31 protein-coding genes are annotated in these 26,153 nt (G+C 68.1%); 23 read left to right on the forward strand and 8 right to left on the reverse strand.

Features of this window, described 5'->3' with window-relative positions; genetic code table 11:
- Positions 1-17: 17 nt before the first annotated feature.
- Positions 18-788 (reverse strand): hypothetical protein, encoded by a 771-nt coding sequence (locus tag ACFYRU_RS31270; protein ID WP_387665112.1) that lies wholly within the window; start codon positions 786-788, stop codon positions 18-20.
- 205 nt (positions 789-993) lie between these two features.
- Between ACFYRU_RS31270 and ACFYRU_RS31275 the strand changes: the two genes are divergently transcribed.
- Positions 994-1,878, forward strand: coding sequence for a GNAT family N-acetyltransferase (locus tag ACFYRU_RS31275; protein ID WP_387665113.1), 885 nt, complete (start codon positions 994-996; stop codon positions 1,876-1,878).
- Here the strand turns inward: ACFYRU_RS31275 and ACFYRU_RS31280 are convergent.
- Together ACFYRU_RS31280 and ACFYRU_RS31285 are read right to left on the reverse strand one after the other, a co-directional pair.
- Positions 1,875-2,330 carry a MaoC family dehydratase gene (locus ACFYRU_RS31280; protein ID WP_387665115.1) on the reverse strand — a complete coding sequence of 152 codons (456 nt, stop codon included), beginning with the start codon at positions 2,328-2,330 and terminating at the stop codon, positions 1,875-1,877. The two genes, ACFYRU_RS31275 and ACFYRU_RS31280, sit on opposite strands and share 4 nt — an antisense overlap.
- A 12-nt stretch (positions 2,331-2,342) precedes the next feature.
- Positions 2,343-3,098: an SDR family oxidoreductase gene (locus tag ACFYRU_RS31285; RefSeq protein WP_387665118.1), complete on the reverse strand. Its 756-nt coding sequence runs from the start codon at positions 3,096-3,098 to the stop codon at positions 2,343-2,345.
- An 81-nt stretch (positions 3,099-3,179) separates the two neighbouring features.
- Between ACFYRU_RS31285 and ACFYRU_RS31290 the strand changes: the two genes are divergently transcribed.
- The 4 genes from ACFYRU_RS31290 to ACFYRU_RS31305 are packed head-to-tail and all read left to right on the forward strand — an operon-like array spanning position 3,180 to position 4,913.
- Positions 3,180-3,605, forward strand: a complete 426-nt coding sequence (locus tag ACFYRU_RS31290) for an acyl-CoA thioesterase (protein WP_387665120.1) — start codon at positions 3,180-3,182, stop codon at positions 3,603-3,605.
- Entirely contained in the window at positions 3,605-4,021 is a 417-nt protein-coding gene (locus tag ACFYRU_RS31295) for an acyl-CoA thioesterase (protein WP_387665122.1), read from the forward strand. The genes ACFYRU_RS31290 and ACFYRU_RS31295 overlap by 1 nt, the downstream gene beginning before the upstream one ends.
- A gap of 15 nt (positions 4,022-4,036) precedes the next feature.
- Entirely contained in the window at positions 4,037-4,456 is a 420-nt protein-coding gene (locus tag ACFYRU_RS31300; protein ID WP_387665125.1) for a globin, read from the forward strand.
- A 28-nt stretch (positions 4,457-4,484) separates the two neighbouring features.
- Complete coding sequence (locus tag ACFYRU_RS31305) at positions 4,485-4,913, forward strand: OsmC family protein (RefSeq protein WP_387665128.1); 429 nt, start codon at positions 4,485-4,487, stop codon at positions 4,911-4,913.
- 42 nt (positions 4,914-4,955) lie between these two features.
- On the opposite strand, the gene ACFYRU_RS31310 is transcribed toward ACFYRU_RS31305, so the two are convergent.
- A complete protein-coding gene (locus ACFYRU_RS31310; RefSeq protein ID WP_387665130.1) occupies positions 4,956-5,972 on the reverse strand; it encodes a chitinase in 1,017 nt (338 codons plus the stop codon).
- Positions 5,973-6,109: 137 nt separating this feature from the next.
- On the opposite strand from ACFYRU_RS31310, the gene ACFYRU_RS31315 reads away from it, so the two are divergent.
- Positions 6,110-6,805, forward strand: coding sequence for a GNAT family N-acetyltransferase (locus ACFYRU_RS31315; RefSeq protein WP_387665131.1), 696 nt, complete (start codon positions 6,110-6,112; stop codon positions 6,803-6,805).
- On the opposite strand, the gene ACFYRU_RS31320 is transcribed toward ACFYRU_RS31315, so the two are convergent.
- Entirely contained in the window at positions 6,753-7,472 is a 720-nt protein-coding gene (locus ACFYRU_RS31320) for a mechanosensitive ion channel family protein (protein ID WP_387665134.1), read from the reverse strand. The two genes, ACFYRU_RS31315 and ACFYRU_RS31320, sit on opposite strands and share 53 nt — an antisense overlap.
- 98 nt (positions 7,473-7,570) lie before the next feature.
- On the opposite strand from ACFYRU_RS31320, the gene ACFYRU_RS31325 reads away from it, so the two are divergent.
- The 7 genes from ACFYRU_RS31325 to ACFYRU_RS31355 all read left to right on the forward strand — a co-directional run bounded on the left by ACFYRU_RS31325 (position 7,571) and on the right by ACFYRU_RS31355 (position 13,594).
- On the forward strand, positions 7,571-8,575 hold the full coding sequence (locus ACFYRU_RS31325; protein ID WP_387665136.1) for a hypothetical protein: 1,005 nt from the start codon (positions 7,571-7,573) through the stop codon (positions 8,573-8,575).
- Between the two features lie 60 nt (positions 8,576-8,635).
- Positions 8,636-10,753 (forward strand): 4-alpha-glucanotransferase, encoded by a 2,118-nt coding sequence (gene malQ / locus ACFYRU_RS31330; protein ID WP_387665139.1) that lies wholly within the window; start codon positions 8,636-8,638, stop codon positions 10,751-10,753.
- A gap of 90 nt (positions 10,754-10,843) precedes the next feature.
- Positions 10,844-11,650 (forward strand): SAM-dependent methyltransferase, encoded by an 807-nt coding sequence (locus ACFYRU_RS31335; RefSeq protein ID WP_387665142.1) that lies wholly within the window; start codon positions 10,844-10,846, stop codon positions 11,648-11,650.
- Between the two features lie 123 nt (positions 11,651-11,773).
- Entirely contained in the window at positions 11,774-12,277 is a 504-nt protein-coding gene (locus tag ACFYRU_RS31340) for a hypothetical protein (RefSeq protein ID WP_387665145.1), read from the forward strand.
- Between the two features lie 66 nt (positions 12,278-12,343).
- Positions 12,344-12,622 carry a hypothetical protein gene (locus ACFYRU_RS31345; protein ID WP_344190514.1) on the forward strand — a complete coding sequence of 93 codons (279 nt, stop codon included), beginning with the start codon at positions 12,344-12,346 and terminating at the stop codon, positions 12,620-12,622.
- On the forward strand, positions 12,609-13,010 hold the full coding sequence (locus tag ACFYRU_RS31350) for a DUF5130 family protein (RefSeq protein WP_387665147.1): 402 nt from the start codon (positions 12,609-12,611) through the stop codon (positions 13,008-13,010). The genes ACFYRU_RS31345 and ACFYRU_RS31350 overlap by 14 nt, the downstream gene beginning before the upstream one ends.
- Positions 13,011-13,012: 2 nt before the next feature.
- A complete protein-coding gene (locus ACFYRU_RS31355) occupies positions 13,013-13,594 on the forward strand; it encodes a GNAT family N-acetyltransferase (protein WP_387665150.1) in 582 nt (193 codons plus the stop codon).
- Here the strand turns inward: ACFYRU_RS31355 and ACFYRU_RS31360 are convergent.
- The 3 genes from ACFYRU_RS31360 to pepN form a co-directional block, all read right to left on the reverse strand.
- Complete coding sequence (locus ACFYRU_RS31360) at positions 13,576-14,199, reverse strand: hypothetical protein (RefSeq protein ID WP_387665152.1); 624 nt, start codon at positions 14,197-14,199, stop codon at positions 13,576-13,578. The two genes, ACFYRU_RS31355 and ACFYRU_RS31360, sit on opposite strands and share 19 nt — an antisense overlap.
- Before the next feature lie 226 nt (positions 14,200-14,425).
- A complete protein-coding gene (locus ACFYRU_RS31365; RefSeq protein ID WP_387665153.1) occupies positions 14,426-14,863 on the reverse strand; it encodes a hypothetical protein in 438 nt (145 codons plus the stop codon).
- 170 nt (positions 14,864-15,033) lie between these two features.
- Positions 15,034-17,607, reverse strand: coding sequence for an aminopeptidase N (pepN, locus tag ACFYRU_RS31370; protein WP_387665155.1), 2,574 nt, complete (start codon positions 17,605-17,607; stop codon positions 15,034-15,036).
- A 110-nt stretch (positions 17,608-17,717) separates the two neighbouring features.
- Between pepN and ACFYRU_RS31375 the strand changes: the two genes are divergently transcribed.
- The 10 genes from ACFYRU_RS31375 (at position 17,718) to ACFYRU_RS31420 (ending at position 26,112) form a co-directional block, all read left to right on the forward strand.
- Positions 17,718-18,332 carry a DsbA family protein gene (locus tag ACFYRU_RS31375; RefSeq protein WP_387665158.1) on the forward strand — a complete coding sequence of 205 codons (615 nt, stop codon included), beginning with the start codon at positions 17,718-17,720 and terminating at the stop codon, positions 18,330-18,332.
- 81 nt (positions 18,333-18,413) lie between these two features.
- Positions 18,414-19,163, forward strand: a complete 750-nt coding sequence (locus ACFYRU_RS31380; RefSeq protein WP_387665160.1) for a hypothetical protein — start codon at positions 18,414-18,416, stop codon at positions 19,161-19,163.
- 17 nt (positions 19,164-19,180) lie between these two features.
- The gene (locus tag ACFYRU_RS31385; RefSeq protein ID WP_387665163.1) at positions 19,181-19,648 is read left to right on the forward strand and encodes a ribose-5-phosphate isomerase; all 468 of its coding nucleotides are present in this window, start codon (positions 19,181-19,183) and stop codon (positions 19,646-19,648) included.
- 162 nt (positions 19,649-19,810) lie between these two features.
- A complete protein-coding gene (locus tag ACFYRU_RS31390; protein WP_387665166.1) occupies positions 19,811-20,638 on the forward strand; it encodes an Fpg/Nei family DNA glycosylase in 828 nt (275 codons plus the stop codon).
- Between the two features lie 63 nt (positions 20,639-20,701).
- Positions 20,702-21,796, forward strand: coding sequence for a PP2C family protein-serine/threonine phosphatase (locus tag ACFYRU_RS31395; protein ID WP_387665169.1), 1,095 nt, complete (start codon positions 20,702-20,704; stop codon positions 21,794-21,796).
- Positions 21,797-21,923: 127 nt separating this feature from the next.
- Positions 21,924-23,180, forward strand: coding sequence for a hypothetical protein (locus ACFYRU_RS31400; RefSeq protein ID WP_387665172.1), 1,257 nt, complete (start codon positions 21,924-21,926; stop codon positions 23,178-23,180).
- 193 nt (positions 23,181-23,373) lie between these two features.
- Positions 23,374-24,414 carry a hypothetical protein gene (locus ACFYRU_RS31405; protein WP_387665175.1) on the forward strand — a complete coding sequence of 347 codons (1,041 nt, stop codon included), beginning with the start codon at positions 23,374-23,376 and terminating at the stop codon, positions 24,412-24,414.
- Positions 24,411-25,091 carry a sortase domain-bontaining protein gene (locus tag ACFYRU_RS31410; protein ID WP_387665178.1) on the forward strand — a complete coding sequence of 227 codons (681 nt, stop codon included), beginning with the start codon at positions 24,411-24,413 and terminating at the stop codon, positions 25,089-25,091. The genes ACFYRU_RS31405 and ACFYRU_RS31410 overlap by 4 nt, the downstream gene beginning before the upstream one ends.
- Before the next feature lie 11 nt (positions 25,092-25,102).
- Positions 25,103-25,564: a hypothetical protein gene (locus ACFYRU_RS31415; protein ID WP_387665180.1), complete on the forward strand. Its 462-nt coding sequence runs from the start codon at positions 25,103-25,105 to the stop codon at positions 25,562-25,564.
- The gene (locus ACFYRU_RS31420; RefSeq protein ID WP_387665183.1) at positions 25,561-26,112 is read left to right on the forward strand and encodes an SUKH-4 family immunity protein; all 552 of its coding nucleotides are present in this window, start codon (positions 25,561-25,563) and stop codon (positions 26,110-26,112) included. The genes ACFYRU_RS31415 and ACFYRU_RS31420 overlap by 4 nt, the downstream gene beginning before the upstream one ends.
- Positions 26,113-26,153 lie beyond the last annotated feature (41 nt).

Raw genomic sequence — 26,153 nt, forward strand, 5'->3', positions numbered from 1 at the left:
GCGGAACGCCACTCGTGTCAGCTGTCACACAGCGCTGTCAGGCTCAAGTCGAACCGGTTCTGATTGTTGTTCAGTACGGTTCCCCGGACAATCAGATCGGCGTTCGGCTCGAAATTGATAGCTAGAAGGTGGTGGCTGGCGTCGATGGTGACCTGCTGGTCAGGCAAGTTCGGTTTGTGGACGATCAGCGTTGTGGCCGGACTACCTCCGGCGTCCGGGCGGAACAGGATAGTTGCTTGCGCCTGCGTGCAGGTGCTGAGGTCGGGGGTGTAAATCGCCTCGAACGTCTTCCCAACGCGAGTGGAGTCGAGCGGTTGGTGGTCGAGAAGCAGATCCTGAGTTCCGTCTTTCCGTACGAACAAACTGCCCTCGCCGCTAGAGGACGCAATCAGGGGCTTCATGAAACCGCCGCGCCAGACAAAGTGGTCGAGAAACTTGGAGCTCGAGGCTGACTCGGTATCCGTTCCGCCGGCCGCGCTGAACAGCCGGAACGCACCGGCTGTGCCAGGCAGCGCCAAGTGAAACAGGATATGACCACCGATCGATTCACCTCTCTGCACCGTTGTCCACTCCGCATGAACTGCGTCCCACTTCTGCAAGATGGCCACAGTGTGATCCGGAGGCGCGGGCTTCACGTGCCCCTCTGCTTCCATCTCCCCGGTCCCAGGTTGGGTGGTCTCGATCCGGTCGAAGGAGACGACGGGTGTCGTCGGTGCTGGATCCGTGCCCGAAGCCACATGGGTGACGCCGACGCCGACCGGCGTCAGTAGCGCCGCAATAGCGGTCACTGCGCGAACAGCTCTCATACTGAAGTCCTCTCAAAGCCGGCTGGATGCCGGGCAAGAACGGGGTGCAGCGCGGATCCTGCCACGCGGCCTGTTGCGCGGCTGGAGTTCAACTGAACAAGAGCTGTAACCAGGCAATTTCCGGTACGCACCTGAAAGGGCGTTACCGTCCGGGGGACTTGGTCGTTGGGGTATCCAAGGAGTCTGGATGGAGATCAAGGTAGCGGGACCAGAGGACGTCGACGCTGCGGTGGCGATGCATGACGTCCTGGTGCCGTATTTGGTGGTCACCCGGAGCTCGCTGATCAGACGGTTGACGGCGCCGCCGAGACCAGGTCGGGGAACGTTCATGGCACTGGACGACGGCCACGCGGTGGGCTGGGCGTCGGACGGGCTGATCGGTGGCTCGGATCCGCTGGACGGCGAGCTGCGGCTGCTGATCCGGCCGGAGTACCGGGGCAGAGGGATCGGGAGCCGGTTGCTGGAGGCAACACACGCGGATCTGCGCGCGGCGGGGGCTACGTCGGCGCGCGTGTTCGCCGACCCGAGCAGCGTCGAGTGGGCGGGGCAGTTCGGCTATCGGCAGACTCGTCAGGTCCACTACGCGGGGATCGACCCGCGCAACGCGGCGGACCTGCCCAAGATCCCGAGCCACGTGGACCTCGTACCTTTCACTGAGATAGATCCGAGGCTGTTGCACGCCGCCGACGAGGTCGCGCAGCGAACCAAGCCGGGTGATGCGAAGATCTCGTCTCAGCCGTATTCCGCCTGGTTTGCCGACACCTGGAACTCACCGGATCTGCTGATGGGGCTCAGCATGGCGGCAATATCCGACGGCAGGATCGTCGCGTTCACCCGGAACCACGGTGACTCCACCAAAATCTGGTCGAAGATGACCTCGACGCTACCGGAGTACCGCGGCCGCGGCCTCGCGAAACTGGTGAAGTCCGCGGCCCTGCACCGCGCCGCGGACGCCGGCGTACGAGGCGCGTACACGGCCAACTACGACGGCAACACGCCGATGATCGCGGTCAACGAGTGGCTCGGCTACCACCGCATCGCCACCCATGCGGTCCTGATCTGCCCCCTTTAGGGGACGAGCAGTACGACGGTTTCGGCGACGCAGGCGGGTTTGGTCGAGTTCTCCAGTTCGATCACCCAGTTGAGCGACACCTGGACGCCGGCGGGGGTCTCGACCGCGTTGGCGATCGAGGCGCCGGCGCGGACGCGGCTGCCGACCGGGACCGGCGCCGGGAAGCGGACCTTGTTCACGCCGTAGTTGAGCTTCGCGGTCACACCGTCGACGTGGAACAGCTCGTCACCGAAGCGGGCGATCAGGCTCAGCGTCAGGTAGCCGTGCGCGATCGTCCCGCCGTACGGGCCCTTCGCCGCGCGCTCGACGTCGACATGGATCCACTGGTGGTCACCGGTCGCGTCGGCGAACTGGTTCACCTGCTCCTGGGTGATCTCCAGCCACTCGGTCTCACCGAGCGTGGTGCCGACCGCGTGCGACACCTCGTCCACGCCGTTGAAGGTCTGCGGCATTGGGGGCTCCCTCTAGTTGCGCGGTCCGCCGGCGACGTACAGGACCTGGCCGGACACGAAGCCGGCCTCCTCGCTGCAGAAGAACGACGCCGCGGCGGCGATGTCCTCCGGCTTGCCGGTCCGGTTCACCGGGATGGTCGCCGCGGTGGCCTTCTTGAACTCCTCGAAGTCGACGCCGACGCGGGCCGCGGTGGCCGCCGTCATGTCGGTCTCGATGAAGCCCGGGGCGATCGCGTTCGCGGTGACGCCGAACTTGCCCAGCTCGATCGCCAGCGTCTTGGCCAGGCCCTGCAGGCCGGCCTTCGCGGAGGCGTAGTTCGCCTGGCCGCGGTTGCCGAGCGCGGAGGTCGACGAGAGGAAGACCATCCGGCCGTACCCGGCCTCGACCATGTGCGCCTGGCAGGCCTTCGACATCAGGAAGCTGCCCTTGAGGTGTACCGACATGACCGTGTCCCAGTCGTCCTCGGACATCTTGAACAGCAGGTTGTCGCGCAGCACGCCGGCGTTGTTCACCAGGATCGTCGGCGCGCCGAGCTCGGCGACCACCCGCTCGACCGCCGCGCTGACCTGGTCGGACTTGCTGACGTCGGCGCCGACGCCGATCGCCTTGCCGCCGGCCTCGGTGATCGCCTGGACGGTCGCCGCGCAGGCGCCCTCGTCGAGGTCGATGACCGCGACGGCGTTCCCGTCCGCGGCGAGCCGCTGCGCGACGGCCGCGCCGATTCCCCGGGCCGCCCCCGTCACGATCGCCACCCGCTGCGTTGTCATCAACCGCTCCAATCCGTCAACTGGTCTGCCGGGGACGACACTACCCACGGTCGGTCACTCACGGGATGACATCATCGTGGTGTGGATCATCACAACCGCCACGTCTATCACTGCCCGTTGCGGTGGGGCGACATGGACGCGCTTGGTCACGTGAACAACGGACGGTACGTCGACTACCTGCAGGACGCGCGCGTCGACTTCCTGTTCCGGACCGCGAAGGAGCTCGGCGCGGACACCCTGGAGACCGGGCTGCTGGTCGCCCGGCACGAGGTGCACTACCGCGCGCCGTTGCACTTCCGCCCGGAGCCGGTCCGGATCGAGCTCTGGATCTCCGAGATCCGCGCGGCCTCGTTCACGGTCGACTACGAGATCCTCGACGCCGAGCCCGAGCGCAGGACGTACGTCGAGGCGAAGACCAAGCTGGTCCCGTTCGACTTCACCGCGAACCGGCTCCGGCGGATCTCCCCGGACGAGAAGGTCGCCCTCGGCAAGCTGGTGGGTCGCTGATGTTCACACACCCCGTGCTCGTCCGGTGGTCGGACATCGACTCGTACGACCACGTCAACAACGTGCGGTACTTCGACTACCTGCAGGAGGCGCGGATCGCGTTCCTCAGCCAGGTGATGGAGACGACGGGTGACTTCTTCGCGCAGTACCCGTGTGTCCTGGTCAGTCAGACGGTCGACTACCTGCGCCCGATCCTGCTCCGGCACCCGCCGTACGACGTGGACGTGTGGATCGCCTCGGTCGGGACGTCGTCGTACACACTCGGTTCCCGCATCGTCGACCGCAGCGGCGAGTCGGACGACGTGTACGCGAAGGCGGAGTCCGTACTCGTCGCCGTGGACGGCACGACGCACGCAAAACGAACCCTCGGAAACGACGAACGGGCAGCCCTCCTGCAGCACGTTGCGAGCAGTTGAGAGACTGGATCCGAGATGACTGAGCAGCAGAGTTTCTACGACGCCGTCGGTGGGGCGGACACCTTCCACCGGTTGGTGGCCGCGTTCTACCGCGGTGTCGCCGCCGACCCGGAGCTTCGAGCGCTGTACCCGGAGGAGGACCTCGGTCCGGCCGAGGTGCGTTTCCGGATGTTCCTGGAGCAGTACTGGGGCGGTCCGAAGACGTACTCCGAGCAGCGCGGGCACCCCCGGCTGCGGATGCGGCACGCCCCGTTCGCCGTCACCCCGAGCCAACGGGACCGGTGGCTCGGCCACATGCGGGCCGCCCTGGACGAGCTCGGCCTGACACCTGAGCAGGACGAGCAGATCTGGACCTACATGGTGATGGCCGCGCACAGCATGGTGAACACCGACGAACCGAACTACCCCGGCGCGATCGACGTGTCCGGCCGCTGATTCCCTCTTCGAAGGAGACAACAAGAGCATGGCTACCATCCGTACGGCGAAGGCTCACTGGGAAGGCTCGCTGATGGAGGGCGCCGGCCAGGTCGCCCTGGAGTCCTCCGGTGTCGGTACGTACGACGTCACCTGGGCCTCCCGCGCGAACGACGCCAACGGCAAGACCAGCCCGGAAGAGCTGATCGCGGCCGCGCACTCCACCTGCTTCTCGATGGCGCTGTCGCACGCGCTGGCCCAGGGCGGTCACGCGCCGACGTCGATCGACACCCAGGCCGACGTGACCTTCCAGCCGGGTGAGGGCATCACCGGCATCAAGCTGGCCGTGAACGGCAACGTCCCGGGCCTGACCGCCGACGAGTTCGCGGAGTTCGCCGAGGGCGCGAAGAAGAACTGCCCGGTGTCCCAGGCGCTGTCCGCGGTACCGATCACGCTGGACGTCACCTTCACCGCCTGAGAATCCGGTGCCCCGGCGAGATCGCCGGGGCGCTGCTGTGTTTCAGCCGTGGAACTGGGCGATCACCTTGGTGAAGTCGTACGCGCTCTGAGAGATCCCGCTGCACGAGTCGCCGTCGGTGTTGCTGCCGCCGCAGGCGCGGTCCCGGTTGACCGCCCAGAACGTGAAGCGGGCCAGGTGGTGGTCCTGTGCGTACGTGAGCAGCGTCTTGAAGTCGGACAGCCGGACGGTCTCGCCGGAGTCGTCGGTCTTGCCGTTCATCGACGAGATGCCCATGTGCCGGTACGCCTCGTCGTCGGTGTAGCCGTACGCGCTCTTCAGCCGGGCCTTGAGGCCTTCCTCGGCCTTCTTGGTGAGCGTCGCCATGTTGGTCGAGCCGCCGCCGAAGTCGAACGGCATCAGCACCCAGCCGTCGTTGGCCAGTCCCGCGGCCGCGCCCTTCTTGATCAGGTCGACGCCCGACGCGTCCGGGCCGCCCTGGTCGGTGCCCATCGTGATGTACGTCTTGATGCCGGGGTTCTTGCTCTTCACGGTCTTGAGCGCGCTGACCACCCGCTGCCGGGCGGTGGCGCTGTGGAACTCGGTGTCCTCGATGTCGATGTCGATCGCCTTCAGCTTGTAGGCGTCGATCACCTTCTGGTACGCGCCGGCCAGAGCGGAGGCCGAGCTGCACTTCTCGCCGAGCTTGTTCCCGGACCAGCCGCCGAACGACGGGATCACGTCGCCTCCCGCGGCCCGGATGCTGTTGATCGCGGACTGGTCGGAGCCGCCGGTGAGCGCGCGGTCGCCGTCCCACTTCGGGTTGCAGCCGCCGTCGGACAGGATGAACGCGAGCGTGAACCACTTGTTCCCGGCGGCCTTCATCACGTCGGTCGGCTTCTGCGGGTTGCCCCAGCCGAGGTACAGGTACGGCGCCGCGCCGATGCTCGCCGGGTCCGCGGCCTGCAGCTGTGGGGCCTGTGCCTGTGGGGCGTGTACCGGCCGGGTGCTTGCCTGCGCGGCGGACGCGATACCGGTCGCCAGACACGCGGCGGTCACCGCGCTCACGAGGATCTTCATGACTCTCCTTGGATCGGGGGGCGGTCAGAGTCTCGAATCAATAGGAAGGTTTCCTAATGATTCTGCACGATCATGATCCTCTCTTCGCGCTGCGTCAACAGCTCAAATCTGTCGGTGCTGCGCGGCAGACTGCGCGCATGGTTGATGCGTTGCTCGAGAACCACCTGGCGTTCCTTGCGGCTCACCGGGGTGACGTCCGGCGGTCGGCCGACGCGATCGAGGTGGTGGGCGAGTCGGAGGAGTTCTCCGTCTGGATCCCGCTCTCACCGTCCGCCGAGTTACCCGCCGGGGTAAACGCAGTCCGGCTGGTGCCGGACAGCGGCCCCGGCTGGGAGGAGCGGCTGGCCGCGGCGGGATTCATGGCCGCCGAGGTGCTGGTGCACATGGAGGCACCGGCCGGTTCGGCGCAGGGCGAGCCGGTTGCACCGATCACCACGGAGCGTGATGCTGAGGCGTTTGCGGAGGTGCAGGGGGCGGTGTTTCTTGAGGTGGGGGAGCCGGACTACGACTGGTGGCGGGAGATGTTCGTCGAGCGCGCGGTGCAGAACTACTGCGCGCCGAACCAGTCGCTGTACTTACTGCGTGTCGACGGGGACCCGGCATCCATCACCCTGGTACTACGGACCGAGTTGGTCACCGGTGTCTACGCCGTGGCGACGAAACCGCAGTACCGGGGTCGCGGGCTGGCGACCAGGCTTCTCGAACAGGCGCGGCAGGAGGCTGCGGGTGGACGGTTGACCCTGCAGGTGGTGGAGGGATCGGACGCGGAGCGCCTCTACCTCAACCTTGGTTTTCGTCCTGCGTACCGCTCGCCGCACTTTCGTCGGCCTTAGCCTCTTCCTTCTCCATCCCGGAGCCCACGCCGGACGAGCCGGAGCTGTTCGGGTCGCGGGTGGTCATGTTGCCGACGCGGAGGACCTCGCCGTTGCGGACGTACCAGGTGGTGCCGTCCTCACCACGCAGCGTGGTGATGCGCAGGCCGACGGCGACCACGACGCCGGTCGCCTTCTCCATGTCGATCAGGTCGCCGACGCCGTACTGGTCCTCGAAGATCATGAACACGCCGGCCAGGAAGTCCTTCACCAGCGTCTGCGCGCCGAAACCGAGCGCGACGCCGATGATGCTCGCGGACGCGATCACCGGCAGGATGTTGAAACCGAGTTCGGCGAGCACCATCACCACGAGGACGGCGGTGAGCACGATCGTGACCGCGCTGGTCAGCAGCGACGCGATCGTCTCCGCGCGCTGCGCCCGGCGCTCGTTCGCCAGGGTGTTCTCGACGAACTCCTGCCCGCGCTTGGACTTCGCCAGGACGCCGGCCACCGCACCGCTCCCGGTCCGCCGCGCGAACCGCCGGATGACCTTGTGCAGGACCCAACGGAGCACGAAGAAACCGATGATCAGCCCCGCGATCCGGGCCGGGACCACGATGATCTGATCGGTCATCTCCAGCTTGCCGTCGGACCCCGTCCGGAAGAAGGTCGGGAAGGAGTCCGGCACCGAAAACAGGGGGTGACTGACTAGGGACACAAGGTAGCTGGTCAGAATAGGCATCTCGCCGCCCGATGTTAGTAGGACTGACAAGGAGACGGAAAAGCATGTCGAGTCGGCTGGACGACGAGCTTTCCAGGCTCGTGAGCGCTGGTGTGCTGCGCCAGTACCAGGCCGACTCGATCCGGGACGCGGCCGACGCGGAGCTGGACGCTGCCCTCGCGGACCCCGGTCGGCCCCGCCCGCCGGACGAGCCCGGGGAGTCCGAGCAGGCCAAGCGGACGGGTCCGCCCGCCGCGGCACACGCGAACGCACTGGTCGAGGTGCTCGGGTACATCGGCGGCGCGCTGCTGCTGGGTGCCGTCGCACTCCTGACCTTGGCGAACTGGGGCGAAATGGGCCGCGCGGCCCGGGTCAGTACCGGTACGACGGCCGCCGTCGTGCTGCTCGGCGTCGCCGTCCTGCTGGCGCTCGTCGGGCGTCGCCGGCAGCTCAGTGCGGCGCTGGCGTCGCTGGGCTGCTGTGTGGCCGGGTTCGCGACGTTCGTGGCGATCGAGGGGGAGGCCGGGCGGGTCGCCGGGGTGATGGTCGCGCTCGCGCTGGCGGCCGGCGGACTGTGGTGGCTGAAGGAATCTTCGTTGCTGGTGGCAACGTTCGGGATCCTGGCGGTCGGTGTGTTGGTGATCACCTCCGATGTCCTCACTCCGGACGCCGGCTCGGCCGCGAACAGCGCGGGCATCGCCGGGACCGGGTTCATCATCGTCGCGTTCGTCTTCGCGATGCTCGGACTGGTCCGCGACCAGGTGACGTCGTGGTCACTCGCCGGAGCCGCGATGTTCAGTTCGTCGATCTGCTGGCTGGTGCAGGAACGCGGCGAGATCATGGCGCTCGCGGTCGGTACGGCGGGTCCGGCCGCACTGCTGGTCGCGTACGGGCGTACCAGGCGTTCCGCGTACGCCGTGGTGGGCTGCGCGATCCTCCTGGTCATCTGGCCGATCTCCCTGTACCAGCTGACCGACAACCTGGCCGGTGTGGCGATCGGACTCGTCGTGGCAAGCGGCGTACTGCTCCTGGCAGTCCTGATGCTCAGCCGCCGCCGCTCCAACGAGTAACGGGTAGCGCAACGCGCGCCGTTTGGCCGTACCCGCGGTTGATACGGCAGACTCGCTGGGGTGACAGCTCCCACTCCGGCCCTTGTCGAGCTTGCAGTCGCCCATGGCGTGGCCACGGAGTACTGGAACTGGCAAGGCGAGCACGTGATCGTTTCCAGCGAGGTCGTGTCTGATGTGCTCGCCGCACTCGGTGTGGACGCCTCCACGCCTGAGAAGGCAGCTCTTGCGCTCGCGGAGCACCAGCAGACGCGCTGGCGTCGTACGTTGCCTCCTACCGTTGTGATGCGGGAGGGGTGGACCCCGTGGTTCGCCGTACACCTGCCGCACGGCTCGACGGCCGAGGTGTGGGTGGACCTCGAGGACGGCGGCCAGCGGCGGGACCTTCCGCAGCAGGACCACTGGGTCGAGCCTGAGTGGATCGACGGCGTCCAGGTGGGTGAGGCCACGTTCCAGCTGCCAGGTGACCTGCCGCTGGGCTACCACCGGCTGTGTGCGCGGATCGGCACCAACCCGGAGATCTCCGTCAGCACCCTGATCGTCACGCCTAAGAAGCTGGAGCCTGAGAAGCTGCACCGGACGTGGGGCTGGGTCCTCCAGCTGTACTCCGTACGCTCCCGGCGCTCCTGGGGTATCGGCGACCTCCACGACCTGGGCGACCTCGCCGCGTGGTCGGCGCACGACCTGGGTGCCGGCTTCGTTCTGGTGAACCCCCTGCACGCCGCGGAGCTGGCCGGCCGGATGGAGCCGTCGCCGTACCTCCCGGCGTCGCGCCGCTTCGGCAACCCGATCTACCTGCGCATCGAGGACATCGACGAGTACGGCGACCTCGCGCCGATGGAGCGGGACCAGGTCCGGGCGCTGGCGCTGCAGGCACGGGCTCTCAGCGAGGACGTGACCGCGATCGACCGGGACACGGTGTGGGCCGCGAAGCGGGAGGCGCTGCAGGTGCTGTTCCGCGTGCAGCCGTCCGTGGGGCGGATCGCGGAGTACGGCGCGTACTGCGACCGCGAGAGTCAGGGGCTGATCGACTTCGCCACCTGGGCTGCGATTGCCGACGTGCACGGGCCGGAGTGGAGCAAGTGGCCGGAGGAACTGCAGGAGCCGACGTCCCCGGCGGTTGTTGCCTTCCGCAACGAGAACCCGGACGCGGTGGAGTTCCACTGCTGGCTACAGTGGCAGCTCGACGAACAGTTGGGCCGTACGCAGGCCCGCGCGAAGGCGGCCGGAATGTCGCTGGGCGTCGTGCACGACCTGGCTGTCGGCGTGCATCCGGACGGCGCCGACGCCTGGGCGCTGCAGCACGTACTCGCGCCGAACATCCACGTTGGTGCCCCGCCGGACGCGTTCAACCAGCAGGGCCAGGACTGGTCGCAGCCGCCGTGGCGGCCGAACGCGCTGGCCGAGACCGGGTACGCCGCGTGGCGGGACCTGGTGCGGGCCGTGATGCGGCACGGTGGCGGGCTGCGGATCGACCACATCCTCGGCATGTTCCGGCTGTGGTGGGTGACGTCGCCGGAGCGGCCGACCGAGGGCACGTACGTGCGGTACGACCACGAGGCGCTGGTGGGGATCCTGGTGCTCGAGGCGCAGCGTTCCGGTGTCACCGTGATCGGCGAGGACCTGGGGACGGTTGAGCCGTGGGTACGCGACTACCTCACGGAGCGGGGCGTCCTCGGGACGTCCGTGCTCTGGTTCGAGCGAGACGCCGACGGGAAGCCGCTGGCGCCGGAGCGGTGGCGAGAGCTCTGTCTGGCGACTGTGACGACGCATGACCTCCCGCCGACGGCCGGGTACCTCGCGGGCGATCACGTGGAGCTGCGGAATCGCCTGGGTCTGCTCACCCGACCTGTCGCGGAAGAGCTCGCTGTCGACGAGGCAGACCGCGACGCGTGGCTGAACGCGCTCCGTGAGCGCCACCTCCTCAGCAACACCGACGGCGACGTCGAGCGGATCGTCGAGGCGCTGCACCGGTACGTAGCCCATACGCCCGCGAAGCTGGTCGGCGTCGCGCTGACGGACGCGGTCGGGGAGCGCCGGACGCAGAACCAGCCCGGCACGACGGACGAGTACCCGAACTGGCGCGTCCCGCTCGGCGGCCCGCAGGGCGACCCGGTCCTGGTGGAGGACCTCCCGAACAACCTCCGCCTACGCCGCCTCATCGGCGCGCTGAACATCTAGCGACCGGACGTCAGCTCGGCTCCAGCTCAGGTTCACAGCACTGGCTGAAAATAAAGCATTTTCAGCCTTCCGGAGTGAACGAGGAGTCCGATGGTTACGGCGAGCAACGACCACTACGGCGCCGCGTACGAGACGTTCAACAGTGAGTTGCTTACCCGCATTAGGTCGGAAGCCTTCGGTGAGGACATCGGTCAGAACGGCTGGCAGACAGCGGACGAACAGGATGTCTTCCTGGACTGGCTGGGTCTCGGTCCCCACCATCGGGTGCTTGATTTCGGCTGCGGCGCCGGCGGTCCAACTCTTCGGATCGCCGAGAAGACCGGGTGTGTGGTTGACGGCATCGACATCGACATTCGCGCGATCGAGGCCGCCAGAGACCGCGCCAAGCGTAGCCAGGTAGAACATCGAGCGTCTTTCCACGTTTCCGGTGAGGATCTGCTCCTGCCGTTCGGAAACGGAGCGTTTGACGCCGTGATCAGCGTCGACGCTATCAACCACGTGCTGGACCGGGTGGTGCTCTTCGCCGAGTGGCGCCGACTGCTGAGGCCCGGCGGGCGAGTTCTGTTCACGAACCCCGCAGTGATGACCGGTCCGATCAGTGGCGAGGATCTGACGGTGCGTTCATCCATTGGCAGGTTTCTTTTCACGCCGGCACATTCGGATCCGGAGCTGCTCCAGGCGACGGGCTTCCGAGTTGTTCGCCAGGCGGACCGGACACAGAACGTGGCCGTGAGCGCTCGCCGACGTTTCGAGGCCAGGGCTCGGCACGCGACTGATCTGATCAGGAGCGAAGGCGCCGAACTGTTCGCTCGGCAGCAACGCTTCTTCGACACGGCATACCGCCTCGCCGAGCAAGGCTGCCTGTCGCGTCACCTCGTGCTGGCTGAGGCCGTCTGACGGCCTGATCCCGCGAGAGTCTGTCTCCGGACGCTGATTTCTGATTCAACCGGACGTTTCGGCAATATCTTTCGCGGGAAGTTCATTCTTTGAAAAACCGCCCCGTTTTCAAGGAGTGTCCCCATGAAATCTGTGCTCCGACGCATCCTCGTACCGCTCGTCGCCGTCGCGGTCGGCCTGCTGCCCGGTGTGGTGGTGATCGAGCAGGCGTCCGCCCTGACCAAGCTGACGCAGTCGCAGGCGGCCTCGATCTTCCGGGCCGCGGGAATCACCTGGTCGTCCAGTGGCGGGTGTACCGATCGCTACAACTCCACCTGCACGTCCTTCGAGCAGATCAACGACAGCACCGTGTACGGCGTCCGGACGCTGAAGAACGCCAGCGGGTGCGCGATCAACATCACCGGTGGGACCGAGACCGGGCATGCCAGTGGGACCTACAGCCACTGGAACGGGTACAAGGTCGACATCTCGAAGTACACCTGCATCGGGAACTACATCCACAACAACTTCACCCGGATCGCGAACCGTGGTGACGGCTACCCGCAGTGGCAGTCCGGCGCCGGCAACATCTACGCGGACGAAGGCTCCCACTGGGACATCACGTACTACAACTGCGGCGGTTGCTGAGCGTCTCGTCGGCTGCTGGAGGGGCGGTGGCTCCTCCAGCAGTTGGGGCGTACTAGGCTTCGAGCCGTGATTGCTGAATTGTCCGGGCACTCGTTGCTGGTGTTCGTCGGGATTCCCGTGCTGGTGATCGCGGTGGTGGCGTTGCTGACGTTCGCCTCCTCGATCGCGAACGGCCCGCGGTACCGTCCGGGGCTGTCCTGGTGGGCACCGCCGGTCTGGATCAACGGGCCGACCGCCACCAAGCCCGACCCCGCGAACCTGCCCGAGCTCGACCCTGCTCCGGCTGCCACCGCGACCGCCGCCGGCGTCGCCCGCACGATCGGAGGCGCAAGTGCCAGCTGGTGACGCTTTCACCCCGGATCAGCTCCACGACATCGAGCGCGCGGTCCGCAACGCCGAGGAGGCGTCCGGCCTGCACTTCTCGGTGTACGTCGGCGGCGCCGACTCCGAGACCCGCCCGTTCGCGATCGAGCTGCTGAACGAGCTCGACGACCCGGACAGCTCGGTCCTGGTGTACGTCGACCCGGCCGGCCGCCGGCTCGAGATCGTGTCCGGCTCGCAGGCCCGCCGGCAGCTGTCGGACTCGTCCGCCGGCCTGGCCGCGCTGACCATGCAGACGTCGTTCGCGACCGGTGACCTGGCCGGTGGCCTCGTGACCGGCGTACAGCAGCTGGGTGCGCACGCGCACCAGGCTCCGCTGCTCCACGCGAACAACGAGCCCCACAAGCTCTAGCAGTGGCGCCGTTGCAGCCGCGTCGCATCGAGCTGGGCGACGTGGTACTCCGTCCGTTCGTCATGTCCGACGAGGCTGCAGTGGCTGTGGCACTGCAAGACCCCGGCATCCTGCGCTGGACTGCCGGGACCGCTGTGATCAGCTCGCCTGCGGACCTACGTGCCCGCAGGTGGCTGGAGCCGCGGCTCGACAGCTGGGCGCACGGCAACGCCGTCTTCGCGGTCGCCGACAGCGACAGCGACAAGGTGATCGCCAGCGTCACGCTGCGGGACGTACACCGCGTGCCTGACCAGGCTGTCGCGGCCTACTGGGTGAGCCCGGTGGCGCGCGGCCGTCGGCTCGGTGCGCGCGTACTGGATGCCGCGGCGCGCTGGGGCTTCGCCGCTGACGGTCTACGACTGCACCGCATCTCGCTGGACCATTCGCTCGTCAACGAGGGCTCCTGCCGCGTCGCCCTACGCGCGGGCTTCCAGTTGGAGGGCGTCATGCGCGACTACTACGTCGAGCCGACAGGGCAACGGCACGACTCTCACCTGCACGCGCGGCTCGCGACGGACGTCGTACCTCAGCCGGCCGGTTCGTAGGTCGGGCAGGCGCTGGAGTACGCCGCCTGCGTCCGCGGGTCCTGGCAGAGGTTCAGCATCTGCGCCGAGGACGCACCGGGTCCGAGGTAGACCACCCAGGTGCCGGTGATCGGCGTCAGCGCGCTGTCAGTGATGCCTGGGTACTGCCCGTTGACCAGCATGGCCTTAGCCGGGATGCCTGCGCGCGTCACCTTGGTCGCGGTGTCCCTGGCGGACTGCTCGGCGTCGGCCGGGTACTTGTCCAGTACGGCGATCCACTGGCCGTGCTTGAACTTCGGAGACGTCGGGCCGGTGTTCACCGACGGCGGGGTGACCGACTGGACCTTCGTCGACGGCTGCTGGGTCACGGTCGGCTTGGTCGTCGCGGCCACAGGAGGCTTGCGGTCGCCCTTGGTGGCGCTACCGGTGGCGCTCTGGGCCGGTGCGGCGGCGCCGGTGTCGGTGCCCGAGCCCATCCGCAGCCCGTCGGCGGTCTGGTCGGTGCCCGAGCCGCGGCTCAGGATGTACCCGAACACAGCGGCCAGCGCGAGCCCGGCCACGATTCCCGCGCTGACGGCGCTGCGCGAACGCTGGGCTTTCCGCTTCCGGTGATCGGCGCGTGTCACAGCAGGGCCCCTCCCCAGATCGCCCCAGACTGATATATCCGGTGCAGCTTAATCCGATCGAGCGTATAAGTGAGCCTCTTTCAGGTGGCAAGAATCTCTTTCCAGGAAAGGGAATCGCGCACCGCGCACAGGTCTTCACCGTGTGCCGACCAACGATCGTTTGACCCTCACGGAACGAATCGGAGCACTCCCGGATCCGCAATGTCCTGACCTGGACAGCGTCAGGCTAGGTGCCGGACGGGATCCCGTCGTAGCGGACCTTGGGGCGAGTGTCCAAGGCGTCGTCGAGCCAGGCGTCGACGTCGACGTCCGCGGACAGGATGTGGTTCACGTACGACGTGCGTTCGTGGCTGAGGACCTCCAGCTCCCAGACGCACGGTGCGGCGCCGATCGGGGCCGGGCGGAGGTCGTCGACTTCCATTCCGCTGAAGATGCTCAAGCGGGACTGGAAGTCGCGCGCCCAGCTCTGCACCACCAGGTAGATGCCGTCGTCGCCCAGGTGCAGTACGACGACACCGAGACCGACGGAGCCCATCGCGTCGTCGAACTCGAGCTGCCTGGTCGCGGTGCCCCGGGCGATGTCGACCATCTCGTCGTCCCACTGACGTCCGCGGGCCGTGACGATGTACGGCTTCACCAAGCGGTGTGGGTATCGCCAGGGCATCAGCGGAGTGACTGGGCGGGGTCGGTACGCCTCTGCGAGTCCGGTCAGCGCAACAGCTGCCGCACCAGCCAAGGCGGGGTCTGAGGCGGGCACCGGTCCAGTCTTACCGCACTGCGAGGTTCAAAAGAAACAGGGCCGGTCTCTGGTGAGACCGGCCCTGCTCGAGACACTCAGGCGACAGTGTCAGTTGCCTGTGCGGCGATCGCTCGGGTCAGGTCGGCCTGCGCTTCCGTGACGTACCGCAGCGTCGGGGCGTCCACCGACGCGGACTCCGCGGCCAGCCAGCCCGTCAGCGCGTCCAGGGCTGCCTGGTCTGCCAGGTGCCGGGGGGACAGGTACACCAGCACGTTCTCGCCCATGGACGAGCCGAGCCGCGTGTACACGTCCTTGGCCGCGCTCAGGTACTTGTCGACGTACGGCCGCAGCAGGTCCTCCTGGCCCGGCTGCTGGAAGCCGAGGATGGTCCGGAACTGCGTCTCGTTCGGGGTGTCCTCGGACTCCACCGCGACCCGCCATGCCTCTTCCTTGGCCTCGGCGGTCGGCCGTGCCGCACGGGCCTGGGCAGCCCGCTCCTGACCGGTGATCGTGGTGTCGCGGGTGAGCTCGTCGTCGATCTCGTCCGCACCGATCCGGCCGAGCCGCGCCAGCGCCACGATCAGCGTCCAGCGCAGGTCGGTGTCGACGACCAGACCCTCGGGCAGGTCACGACCCTCCAGCCAGCCCGCGAGCCGTTCGGCTCCGGCCTCGGAGAACACCGCCGAGCTGTAGGCCCGGACGAACGCGAGCTGGTGGTCGCTGCCCGGCTGCGCCTCGGCGACCAGGCCCGCCAGCGCCTCCTCGAGCTGCGCCCGTAGGCCGGGCCGGTTCTGCGGCGCGGCGTACTGGTTGATCGCGCTGCTCGCCTGGTTCAGCAGGGCCCGGACGCCGGTCAGGTCGGTCTCGGCCCGGATCCCGCGCAGCACGATGCCGACGTACTGGCTGGCCGGCATCTCCGCGTCCCGGGTCATGTCCCAGGCCGCACCCCAGGCGAGTGCCCTGGGCAACGATTCGGTCAGCTGGTCGATCGACTCCACCAGGGTCGCCCGGGACCGCTCGTCCAGCCGGATCTTCGCGTAGGTGAGGTCGTCGTCGTTCAGCAGTACCAGGTCCGGCTGGGTCGCGCCGGTCAGCTCCGGGAGCTCGGTGCGCGGGCCGTCGATGTCCACCTCGAACCGCTCGGTCCGGACCAGGCCGGCGTCGGTACGGCGGTAGAGCCCGACCGCCAGGCGGTGCGGACGCAGCACCGGGAACTTCTCGTTCGCCGTCTGCTCGATCGCGAACGAGGTGAACGCGCCCTCGTCGTCCACCGCGAAGTCGGCGCGCAGCGTGTTCACGCCCGCGGTCCGCAGCCAGCGCTCGGTCCAGTCGTCGAGGTCCCGGCCGGACGCCTTCTCCAGCGGCTTCAGCAGGTCGGTCAGCTCGGTGTTCCCGAACGCGTGGTCCTTGAAGTACTCCTTCAGCGCGGTGACGAAGGTGTCCTCACCGACGAACGCGACCAGCTGGCGCAGCGTCGACGCGCCCTTGGCGTAGGTGATGCCGTCGAAGTTCACCTCGACCGCGTGGAAGTCGATCATGTCCGCGGCGATCGGGTGCGTCGACGGCAGCTGGTCCTGCCGGTACGCCCAGTTCTTCCGGGCGTTGCAGAACGTCGTCCAGGCGTCGTTGTACTTCGTCGTCGCAACCACCTGCGCCCAGTGGCTGGCCCACTCGGCGAAGGACTCGTTCAGCCACAGGTCGTCCCACCAGGTCATCGTGACCAGGTCGCCGAACCACATGTGCGCGAGCTCGTGCAGCACGGTGTTCGCGCGGGCTTCCATCTCCGCGTGCGTCGTCCGGCTGCGGAACAGGTACTCGTCGCGGAGCGTCACGCAGCCCGCGTTCTCCATCGCGCCCATGTTGTACTCCGGCACGAAGGCCTGGTCGTACTTGTGGAACGGGTACGGCGTACCGAACGCTTCCTCGAACAGCGCGAAGCCCTGCTTGGTGACCTCGAACAGGTCGTCGACGTCGAGCGCGTCCTTCAGCGACGGGCGACACAGCAGCGACATCGGGTACGTGCCGTGCGGGCCCTCGTACGCGTCGGTGACCACGTGGTACGGGCCGGCGACGACGGCGGTGACGTACGTCGAGATCCGCTCGGTCGGCGGGAACTCCCAACGGGCCAGCTCCTCGCCGTTCTCGCCCTGGTACGGCGCCGGCTCCGGGGTCGGCGCGTTCGAGATCACGACCCAGCGGGCCGGTGCCGAAACGGTGAACGTGAACGGGGCCTTCAGGTCGGGCTGCTCGAAGGTGGCGAACACCCGGCGCGCGTCCGGGACCTCGAACTGGGTGTAGAGGTAGGTCTCCTTGTCGGCCGGGTCGACCGAACGGTGCAGCCCTTCACCGGTCCGCGAGTACAGGCAGTCCGCCAGCACCCGCAGCTCGTTGCGCTCGGCCAGCCCGTCGAGCTGGATGCGGGCGCCGTCGTAGACCACGTCCGGGTCCAGGGCGGCACCGTTCAGCGTCACCTCGCGGACCTTGTCCGCGATCAGGTCGGCGAAGGTGCTCGCGCCGGCCTCGGCGGCGAACGTGACGGTGGTCACCGACGGGAACGTCGGTGCACCGGTCGGGGCGTTGGCCAGGTCGAGCTCGATCGCGTAGCTGACGTCACTGACCACACCCGCACGGGAACGCGCCTCGTCGCGCGTCAGGTTGGTTCCAGGCATGTCCGCATCCTATGCACCTGGCTGTTGGGTTCGCCGAGGGTTTCCCCCGACCTTGGGGTATGGATACCAAGACGGTATCTCTGTTGTTTCAACTTTGTATGATGGGGCATATGACTGCCTCCGCTGATTTCTGGTTCGACCCGGCCTGCCCCTGGGCCTGGATGACGTCCCGCTGGATGCTCGAGGTCGAGCAGGTCCGGGACGTGAAGACGACCTGGCACGTGATGAGCCTCGCTGTGCTGAACGACGGCCGCGACGAGCTCCCCGAGAAGTACCGCAGTTTCCTGAGCAACGCCTGGGGTCCGGTGCGGGTCCTGATCGCGGCCGAGCAGGCGCACGGCAACGAGGTACTGCTGCCGCTGTACACCGCGCTCGGCAAGCGGATCCACATCGAGGGCCGCGGCATCGTGGACGGCGTCGACGGGCTGATCCGCGAGGCGCTGACCGAGGTCGGGCTGCCGGAGTCGCTGGCCGAGGCGGCCGGCACCGACCGGTACGACGACGCGCTGAAGAAGTCGCACCACGCGGGCATGGACCAGGTCGGCATGGAGGTCGGTACGCCGGTGATCTCGGTCGAGGGCACCGCGTTCTTCGGCCCGGTTGTCACGCCCGCGCCGAAGGGCGAGGCGGCCGGCAAGCTCTGGGACGGCGTGCGACTGGTGGCCGGTACCGAGGGCTTCTTCGAGATCAAGCGCACCCGGGACCGCGGCCCGATCTTCGACTGACGGTTCAGGGCTTGTCCTGGAGCCACCCGAACCGTGAAAGTTGCTCACTGAAGATTCCGTCCAGTGGTGAGTAGGTTTCAGATGACGCTGACTGCAGGCATCGCGGTGTTCGACCGCCAGACCGGACAGTTCGTCCACGAGCAGGACGCCGACCTGCAGTTCCGTACGGCGTCGGTGGTCAAGCTGCTGATCGCGCTCGACTTCTTCTGGGACCGCGGGCCGGCGTACGACGTACCGGAGGAGGACCGGGAGCGGCTCGAGCTGATGCTGCGGAGCAGTGACGACGACGCGGCGAGCTACTACTGGGATCAGCGTGGTGGTGCGGCTCTGGTGGAGCGCATGATCGGGCGGCTCGGACTGACGCACACAGCCGGGCCGCCCGCCACCCACCCGGGCTTCTGGGGGTACGTCGCCATCACGGCAGCCGACACGGTACGCATCTACCGATACCTGTTGGAGGAGGCCCCGCGGCCGGTCCGTCAGTTCGTGATGGGCCAGCTGCACCGGGCGACCCGTAACGGCACCGACGGCTTCGACCAGTACTTCGGGATCGCGTCGGTGTTCGCACCGGACTTCAGCATCAAGCAGGGCTGGTCCGGCTTTCAGGGCTCCAGCGGGTACCGCTCCGACAAGGCGAAGCCGGAGTCGGTCGTAGACCTCGTGAGCGAGGCGCTGCACACCACGGGCACGGTCGGCCCGAACGACCGGGTCATCGTCGCGGTCTACACACTGCACCCGTGCGGAACGCCGTACGAACAGGCGTACGCCGCTGTGACGCAACTGACCGCCGGGCTGACTGTGCCGGGCGGCGTGCGCGTACCGGTGAGCTGACAAGTAGATTGCCTGCCATGCGAGTGCATATCGGCTCTGACCATGCCGGCTTCGAACTGAAGAACCACCTGGTGCAGCACCTGAAGGCTGCTGGGCACGACGTCACGGACCACGGTCCGGCGGTGTACGACGCCGTCGACGACTACCCGCCGTACTGCCTGCGCACCGGGCAGGCCGTGGTGGACGACCCGGGCAGTCTGGGCGTCGTGATCGGCGGCTCGGGCAACGGCGAGCAGATCGCCGCCAACAAGGTGCAGGGGGTCCGGGCGGCACTCGCCTGGAACACCGACACCGCACGGCTCAGCCGCGAGCACAACAACGCGAACGTGATCAGCATCGGTGCCCGCATGCACACCGAGGAGGAGGCCACGGGGTTCGTCGACACGTTCCTGGCGACCGCCTACTCCGGTGAGGAGCGGCACACACGCCGGATCGACATGCTGACCGCCTACGAGTCGACCGGCGAGCTCCCGCCGCTCTCCTGATCGTCCTGGTCGGTCACCGGCAGCACAGGCCGGCGCCTGACCGGTTGTCTGGGGCGGGACACGTCCCGGGCGCGCATGCTCCGGCCCGTGCCGACCACGGCCGGCGTGGGCGTCGCCGCCTTGCCCCCTCTGGTACCACCTGTCGTCCCCACAAGAGGAATCATGCCTGAAGGTCACACGTTGCACCGGCTGGCGAACGACGTCTGGGACGCGTTCGGCGGCCGTACCGTCCGGGCGTCGAGTCCGCAGGGCCGGTTCGCCGACGGTGCCGCGTTGCTCGACGGCCACGTGCTGCGGCAGACCGAGGCGCACGGCAAGCACTTCCTCGCCGACTTCGAGGGCGCCGGCTGGCTGCACATCCACCTCGGCCTGATCGGGAAGATGGACATCCACCCGGCGCCCGTACCCGAGCCGGTCGGCGCGGTCCGGGTCCGGCTGCAGAACGCCACGGCGTACGCCGACCTGCGCGGCGCGACGGTCTGTGAGGTGATCACCGACGAGGAGCGCGAGAAGCTGCTCGGCCGGCTCGGGCCGGACCCGCTCCGCGACGACGCCGACCCGGAGCTCGCCTGGAAGCGGATCCACCGCAGCAAGCTGCCGATCGGGCAGTTGCTGATGAACCAGGACGTGCTCAGCGGCGTCGGCAACGTGTACCGCGCCGAGGTGCTGTTCCGGGCCAAGCTGAACCCGATGACGCCCGGCAACGTGGTGAAGAAGCGCGAATGGCAGGGGATGTGGGACGACCTGCTCGAGCTGATGAAGTACGGCGTCGAGACCGGCCGGATCGACACCGTCGCCGACGACCACACCCCGGAGGCGATGGGCCGCGACCCGCGCCAGGACGACCACGGCGGCGAGGTGTACGTGTACCGGCGCCACGGGCAACGATGTTACGTCTGCCAGTCGGTGGTCCGGACGAAGATCCTCGCGGGCCGTAACTTGTTCTGGTGCCCCAGATGCCAGCGCACCGGCCTCACTCGCAAGAGCTGACAGTTCTCGATCGTGTCTCGGATTGATGCGCGGACCGATCGGTACCGTTATCTTCTTCACACCATGAGGAAGAGCGGCGGTGTTGCGCTGGCACGACGCATCGGCCGCCGGGTCGAGGCGCTGGGCCGGCGCGCCCGCCGTTCGCACCGGGTCGCGTTCGTCGCCCTGATGCTGGTGCAGCTGTTGATCTCGATCGCGAGCCTGATCTGGATGACGTTCGTGCCGGTGTCGTTCCTGATCGTTCCGCTGGTGGTCGGCGGCGTACTCCTGCGGTTCGGTGAGCTCGTCGCGCTGACGGCGATCACGACCACGTTCGGCTCGTACGTCGTACTGTCCCGCGGGCTGACGATGCCGCGGATCGGGTTCGTGCTGGTGATCGCGGTGGTCGGCTGGATCATGATCACCAGCGCCAAGGTGCGCAGCCGGCTCGGCGTACCGGGGACCCGGGGCGAGTCGATGCTGATGGAGTTGCGGGACACGCTGACCGCGCAGGGGGAGTTGCCGCGGCTGCCGCCGGGCTGGCTGGTCGAGTCGTGGATCCAGTCCGCCGGAGCGTCCACGTTCTCGGGGGACTTCGTGGTGTCGACGGTGCACGACGACCTACTCGAGGTCGCGCTGGTCGATGTCTCGGGCAAGGGCATCGACGCCGGTACCCGGGCGCTGCTGCTGTCCGGTGCGTTCGGCGGCCTGCTGGGGGTCGTACCCGTCGAAGAGTTCCTGCCGTCCGCGAACCGGTACATCCGCAGACAGGAATGGGACGACGACTTCGCCACCGTCGTGCACGTCGTCCTCGACCTCGCGACCGGGGAGTTCGACGTACGGACGGCCGGTCATCCGCCGGCGATCCAGTTCGACGCCTGGTCGGGCCGCTGGCAGACCCGGGACGCCGACGGGCCGTTGCTCGGCCTGGTCGAGTCGCCCGAGTTCGAGGTGAACCACGGGCAGCTGAAGCTGGGCGACGCGCTGTTCCTGTACAGCGACGGCATGGTCGAGACGCCGCGGCAGGACATCGGCCGCGGAACCGACCGGCTCGCGGGACACGCCGAGCGGCTGGTCGGGCACGGCTTCAAGGGCGCGGCCCGGGAGCTGGTCGAGACCGCCGGCGGCGCCGGGGACGACGCCGCGATCGTCATCATCCACCGCAAAGCGCATGCCTGAGGCAAGCAAGTCTCTCGTTGTCAGTCCCGATGTTTGTTGACTTGGGCAACGACAGGGTCATACTGCTGGTGAGATGCCCGCCCGCACTATGACCTGTGGTTGACCATGGCTAGACAGGGGACCGGGGATGGTTCGCAAGGGGGTACGTGCTCAGGCTGCCGGAATCGCGGCGGCTGCTGGAGCACTCACTGTTCTGATCGGTGCCGGGGTACTGGTGCTGCAGTCGGGTTCCGGCGGTGGCGTGCCGGTCGCGCCGCTCGCGGCGATGGCAGCGCCGCCCGGGAACAACGGGACGATCAAGATCGACGGGGTCGAGCTCGGTGACGGTCCGCCGGCCAATCACCCGCACCAGGGGTGCACCTTCAAGGTGCAGTTCTACAACTACGAGCAGGGGCCGTACTACGCGACCGTGCAGTTCGCGGATCAGCCGCCGACCGGCAACGCCGGGCTGCAGGTGGTGTCGGGCAACCTGAATCCGTTCATCGGTGGGGATCCCGCCGGTGGTGGGAACGACCTGGACGCCGAGGAGATCTACACGCTGAAGTTCAGCGGGCCGCCGCAGCCGCAGCAGGGTTACCACGTCAAGGTGACGATCCACGCCGACGGTTCGATCGGCAACGACACCAAGTCCAAGGTCTTCTGGGTCACCGGCTGCGACGCCACCCCACCCACCACCCCGCCGACGACGCCGCCCACGACGCCGCCGACTACGCCTCCTACTACACCTCCGACGACACCTCCGACGACGCCGCCGACTACGCCTCCTACTACACCTCCGACGACACCTCCGACGACGCCGCCGACTACGCCTCCTACTACACCTCCGACGACGCCGCCGACTACACCTCCGACGACGCCGCCCACGACGCCGCCGACTACACCTCCGACGACGCCGCCCACGACGCCGCCGACTACACCTCCGACGACGCCGCCCACGACGCCGCCCACGACGCCGCCGACTACACCTCCGACGACGCCGCCCACGACGCCGCCGACCACGCCTCCGACGACGCCGCCTACGAGTCCTCCGACGACGCCGCCAACTACGCCTCCTACGACACCGCCTACGACACCGCCCACGACGGCGCCGACCACACCGCCCACGACGCCGCCGACCACTCCTACGAGTACACCGGTGGTGCCACCAACGACTGTGCCGACGACCGCGCACCCGTCGACCGTGCCGACCCACCACAGGAGTACCTCGACCGGCGTGCCGACGGCCGTCGAGGCGGGTCTGGCCGGTACGCCGACCCGAGCCGTCGCGGCCGGCACGGACAACGGGCCGAGCGCAACCGGCGGCATCCTGATGACGCTCGGCGGCATGCTCCTCGCCGGCGGAGCGATCGCTTCGCTGCGACGCCAGGGACGTCACTCGCGCTGACGAGCTTGTCCTCGGCAACAAGCGGCTCACGCACCGGGAAGGTCACGACAAGCCCCCGGTGCGTGAGCACTGCCCGCCTGTGGAAAACCCAGGAACGACGCGGTCAATCGTTACCCAACCGCCTTGACTGCTGTAACGGAACCGAAATACTTCTCCTGGACTTCTTCACCCCCTGCTTTGTTCGAGGACGGACATGACCCACACAGGCATCCGCTCCCGGGCCGCCGGCCTGTTCGCCGGCGCCGGAGCGCTCGCACTGTTACTCGGTACCACCACCCTGCTCGTCGCGCCGTCGGCCAACGCCGACCAGACCGCGGCGACGAAGGATCCGAAGGGCAACAACGGCACGATCAAGATCGAGGACGCGGTCCTGCAGGACAAGCCGCCGAACAACAACCCGCACCAGGGCTGCACGTTCAGCGTCGAGTTCTACAACTACGACAAGGGCGATGACAACTACGCGACGGTCACCTTCGCGGATCAGGCGCCGACGAAGGACGGTGGGCTGCAGGTCGTTTCCGGCAAGTCCAAGGTGTTCATCGGTGAGGATGCCGCCGGTGGAGGGAACGACCTGGACGCGCGCGAGGTATACACGCTGAAGTTCACGGGGCAGCCGCACCCGAAGCAGGGCTACCACGTGAAGGTCACCGTGCACGCGGACGGCTCGATCGGCAACGACACCAAGTACAAGGTGTTCTGGGTGACGGGCTGCGATGCGCCGAAGCCGACCCCGACGCCGACCTGCCCGCCGACCAGGACGCCGCCGACCACGGCCCCGCCGACAACCGCGCCACCCACGACGACCGCGCCCCCGACGACGGCGCCGCCGACGACGACCGCACCGCCGACCACGACAGCGCCGCCGGAGACGACGGCTCCGCCCGCCACGACGGCTCCGCCGACCACGACCGCGCCGCCTGCAACGGCTACGGCGCCGGCGACAACTGCTCCGCCTGCGACCACGACGGCGCCCGGTACGTCAACTGGTCCGTCGGACACGCCGTCCGCCCCGGCGGGCGCCGTGCCGAGTGAGACTCCGACCGGTGGCGTGCCGACCGAGGTGGATGCCGGCTTCGGCGGCACCGCGAACGGCAATTCGGTTGCCGGTGGCAACGGTCCGTTCGGGCTGATGGGTGGGCTGTTGCTCGCCGCCGGTGCCGCGATGCTCGCCGGTGGTGGGTTCATGGCGCTTCGCCGACGCGGAAAGCGCGGAAAGCACAGCGTCTCGCAGTGAGTCCTGCCCGTCGACGCGGCCGTCCTGCTCCACTGCGGTGGAGCGGGGTGGTCGCCGTCGTCGGTGCCGGTGTCCTGGCCACCGGCGCGTACCTGCAGTTCGACGGTGACGACCACGCGGGCGCGTCCACCACGCCGTCCCCGCCGGTGACTTCGACCTCACCTCGAACGCCAGTGGTTGCTTCGGGCAAACCGCTGCCGAAGTCGGGTCCGTCGTCCAGTCGTACGCCGGTGAACACCCGCCCCGGCCGTCCGACCGCAATCACCATCCCGCAGTTGAACGTGAGCGCCCCGGTCGTCTCGATCAAGGCGGTCGACGCCGCGCTGACCCCGCCGTCCGATCCGACGACGGTCGGCTGGTGGTCGGGCGGCGCACAGCCCGGGGCGAAACGTGGTTCGGCCGTCATCACCGGGCATACCGTGCACACCGGCGGTGGCGCGTTCGACAACCTCGGCCAGCTCGTGCCGGGGTCGGTCGTGCAGCTGACGACGGTCCGTGGCCCGTTGCGGTACCGGGTCGCGACGGTCACGACGTACCGGAAAGCCACGCTGGCGAAGCGCGCGGCGCAGGTGTTCGACCAGGGTGTCCGTGGCCGGCTCGTGCTGGTCACGTGTGAGGACTGGAACGGTTCGGTCTACCTGAGCAACGTGGTCGTGGTCGCCCTGCCGATGGCGTAGCCTGCTCCGTCGTGACGATCGATGGGCTGGGCGACACCTTCGGCGCGGACCGGGCCGCGCCGGACGTCTCGTTCGACGAGCTGGTCGCGATGATGCCGGAGACGTTGCGGGAGGTGTTCCCGCCGTACCGCTGGCAGCTCGTGAAGCTGTGGGAACTCGACCTGAAGGTGGAGCCGGTCGAGATCGCCGACCTGGAGTGGATGTTCGACCTGCCGCTCTGGCAGCTCGACGGGGGCCGCTTCAAGGTCACCCCGCACCAGGTAGCCGAGACCCCGATGAACTTCCGCGCCCACTACCAACGGGTGATGGACGCCGACCTCGACTTCCCGATCAACCTGGTCGCCTACCGCGGCCGGCTGGTCGTCCTGGACGGCATGCACCGCCTCCTCAAGGCTCACTTCCTCCGCCGCCGCTGGATCGAAGCCACCCTCGCCACCGCCACCCAACTCCAGTCCTGCGCGGTTGACTCGTGAGCGCGGTCGAGCTGTACAGCGAGGCTCTAGGGGTGGAGAACCTGACCACGCTGGACCCCGACGGCGCGGCAACGCTCGGTCTGTCCGCGGCAGACCACGAGGTGCTGGTGGAGGTCGGCCTGCCGTTGACCGCCGGTCCTGTGTTCGCGTTCGAGGTCGACGGTGAACCGGACACGTTCACGACGCAGCGGATGACTGCGGCCGACGGTACGGAGAACCTCGCGCTGTTCATCGGCGGTCATCGGGATCGGCCGGAGCTACGGTACTTCCTGGACGTCGGGAACGGTTGCGTCGTGCTGTGCAGCCTCGACGAGCAGCGCCCGGTCTTCGAGGTGGTCAACAGCTCGCTCACGGTCTTCGTCGAGTTCCTGCTCCGGTTCGCCGTGTACTACGAGAAGGAGTCCGCGACGGTTGCGGAGGACCTGGAGTCGGTCGCGGAGCTCGCTGCGCTGTTGCACGGGCAGGACCCGTACTCCGTTCGGAACTCCGGGACGTGGTGGGCGAGGGTTCTCGAGGGACTGCGGTCCGCTCTCGTTGCCGAGGACTGAGTCGGTTGGTGTGGGTGACGTGTCACTATTAGGATTGGTGA

Origin of the sequence: Kribbella sp. NPDC004536 (assembly GCF_042873835.1) — a bacterium.
Lineage (GTDB): Bacteria > Actinomycetota > Actinomycetes > Propionibacteriales > Kribbellaceae > Kribbella.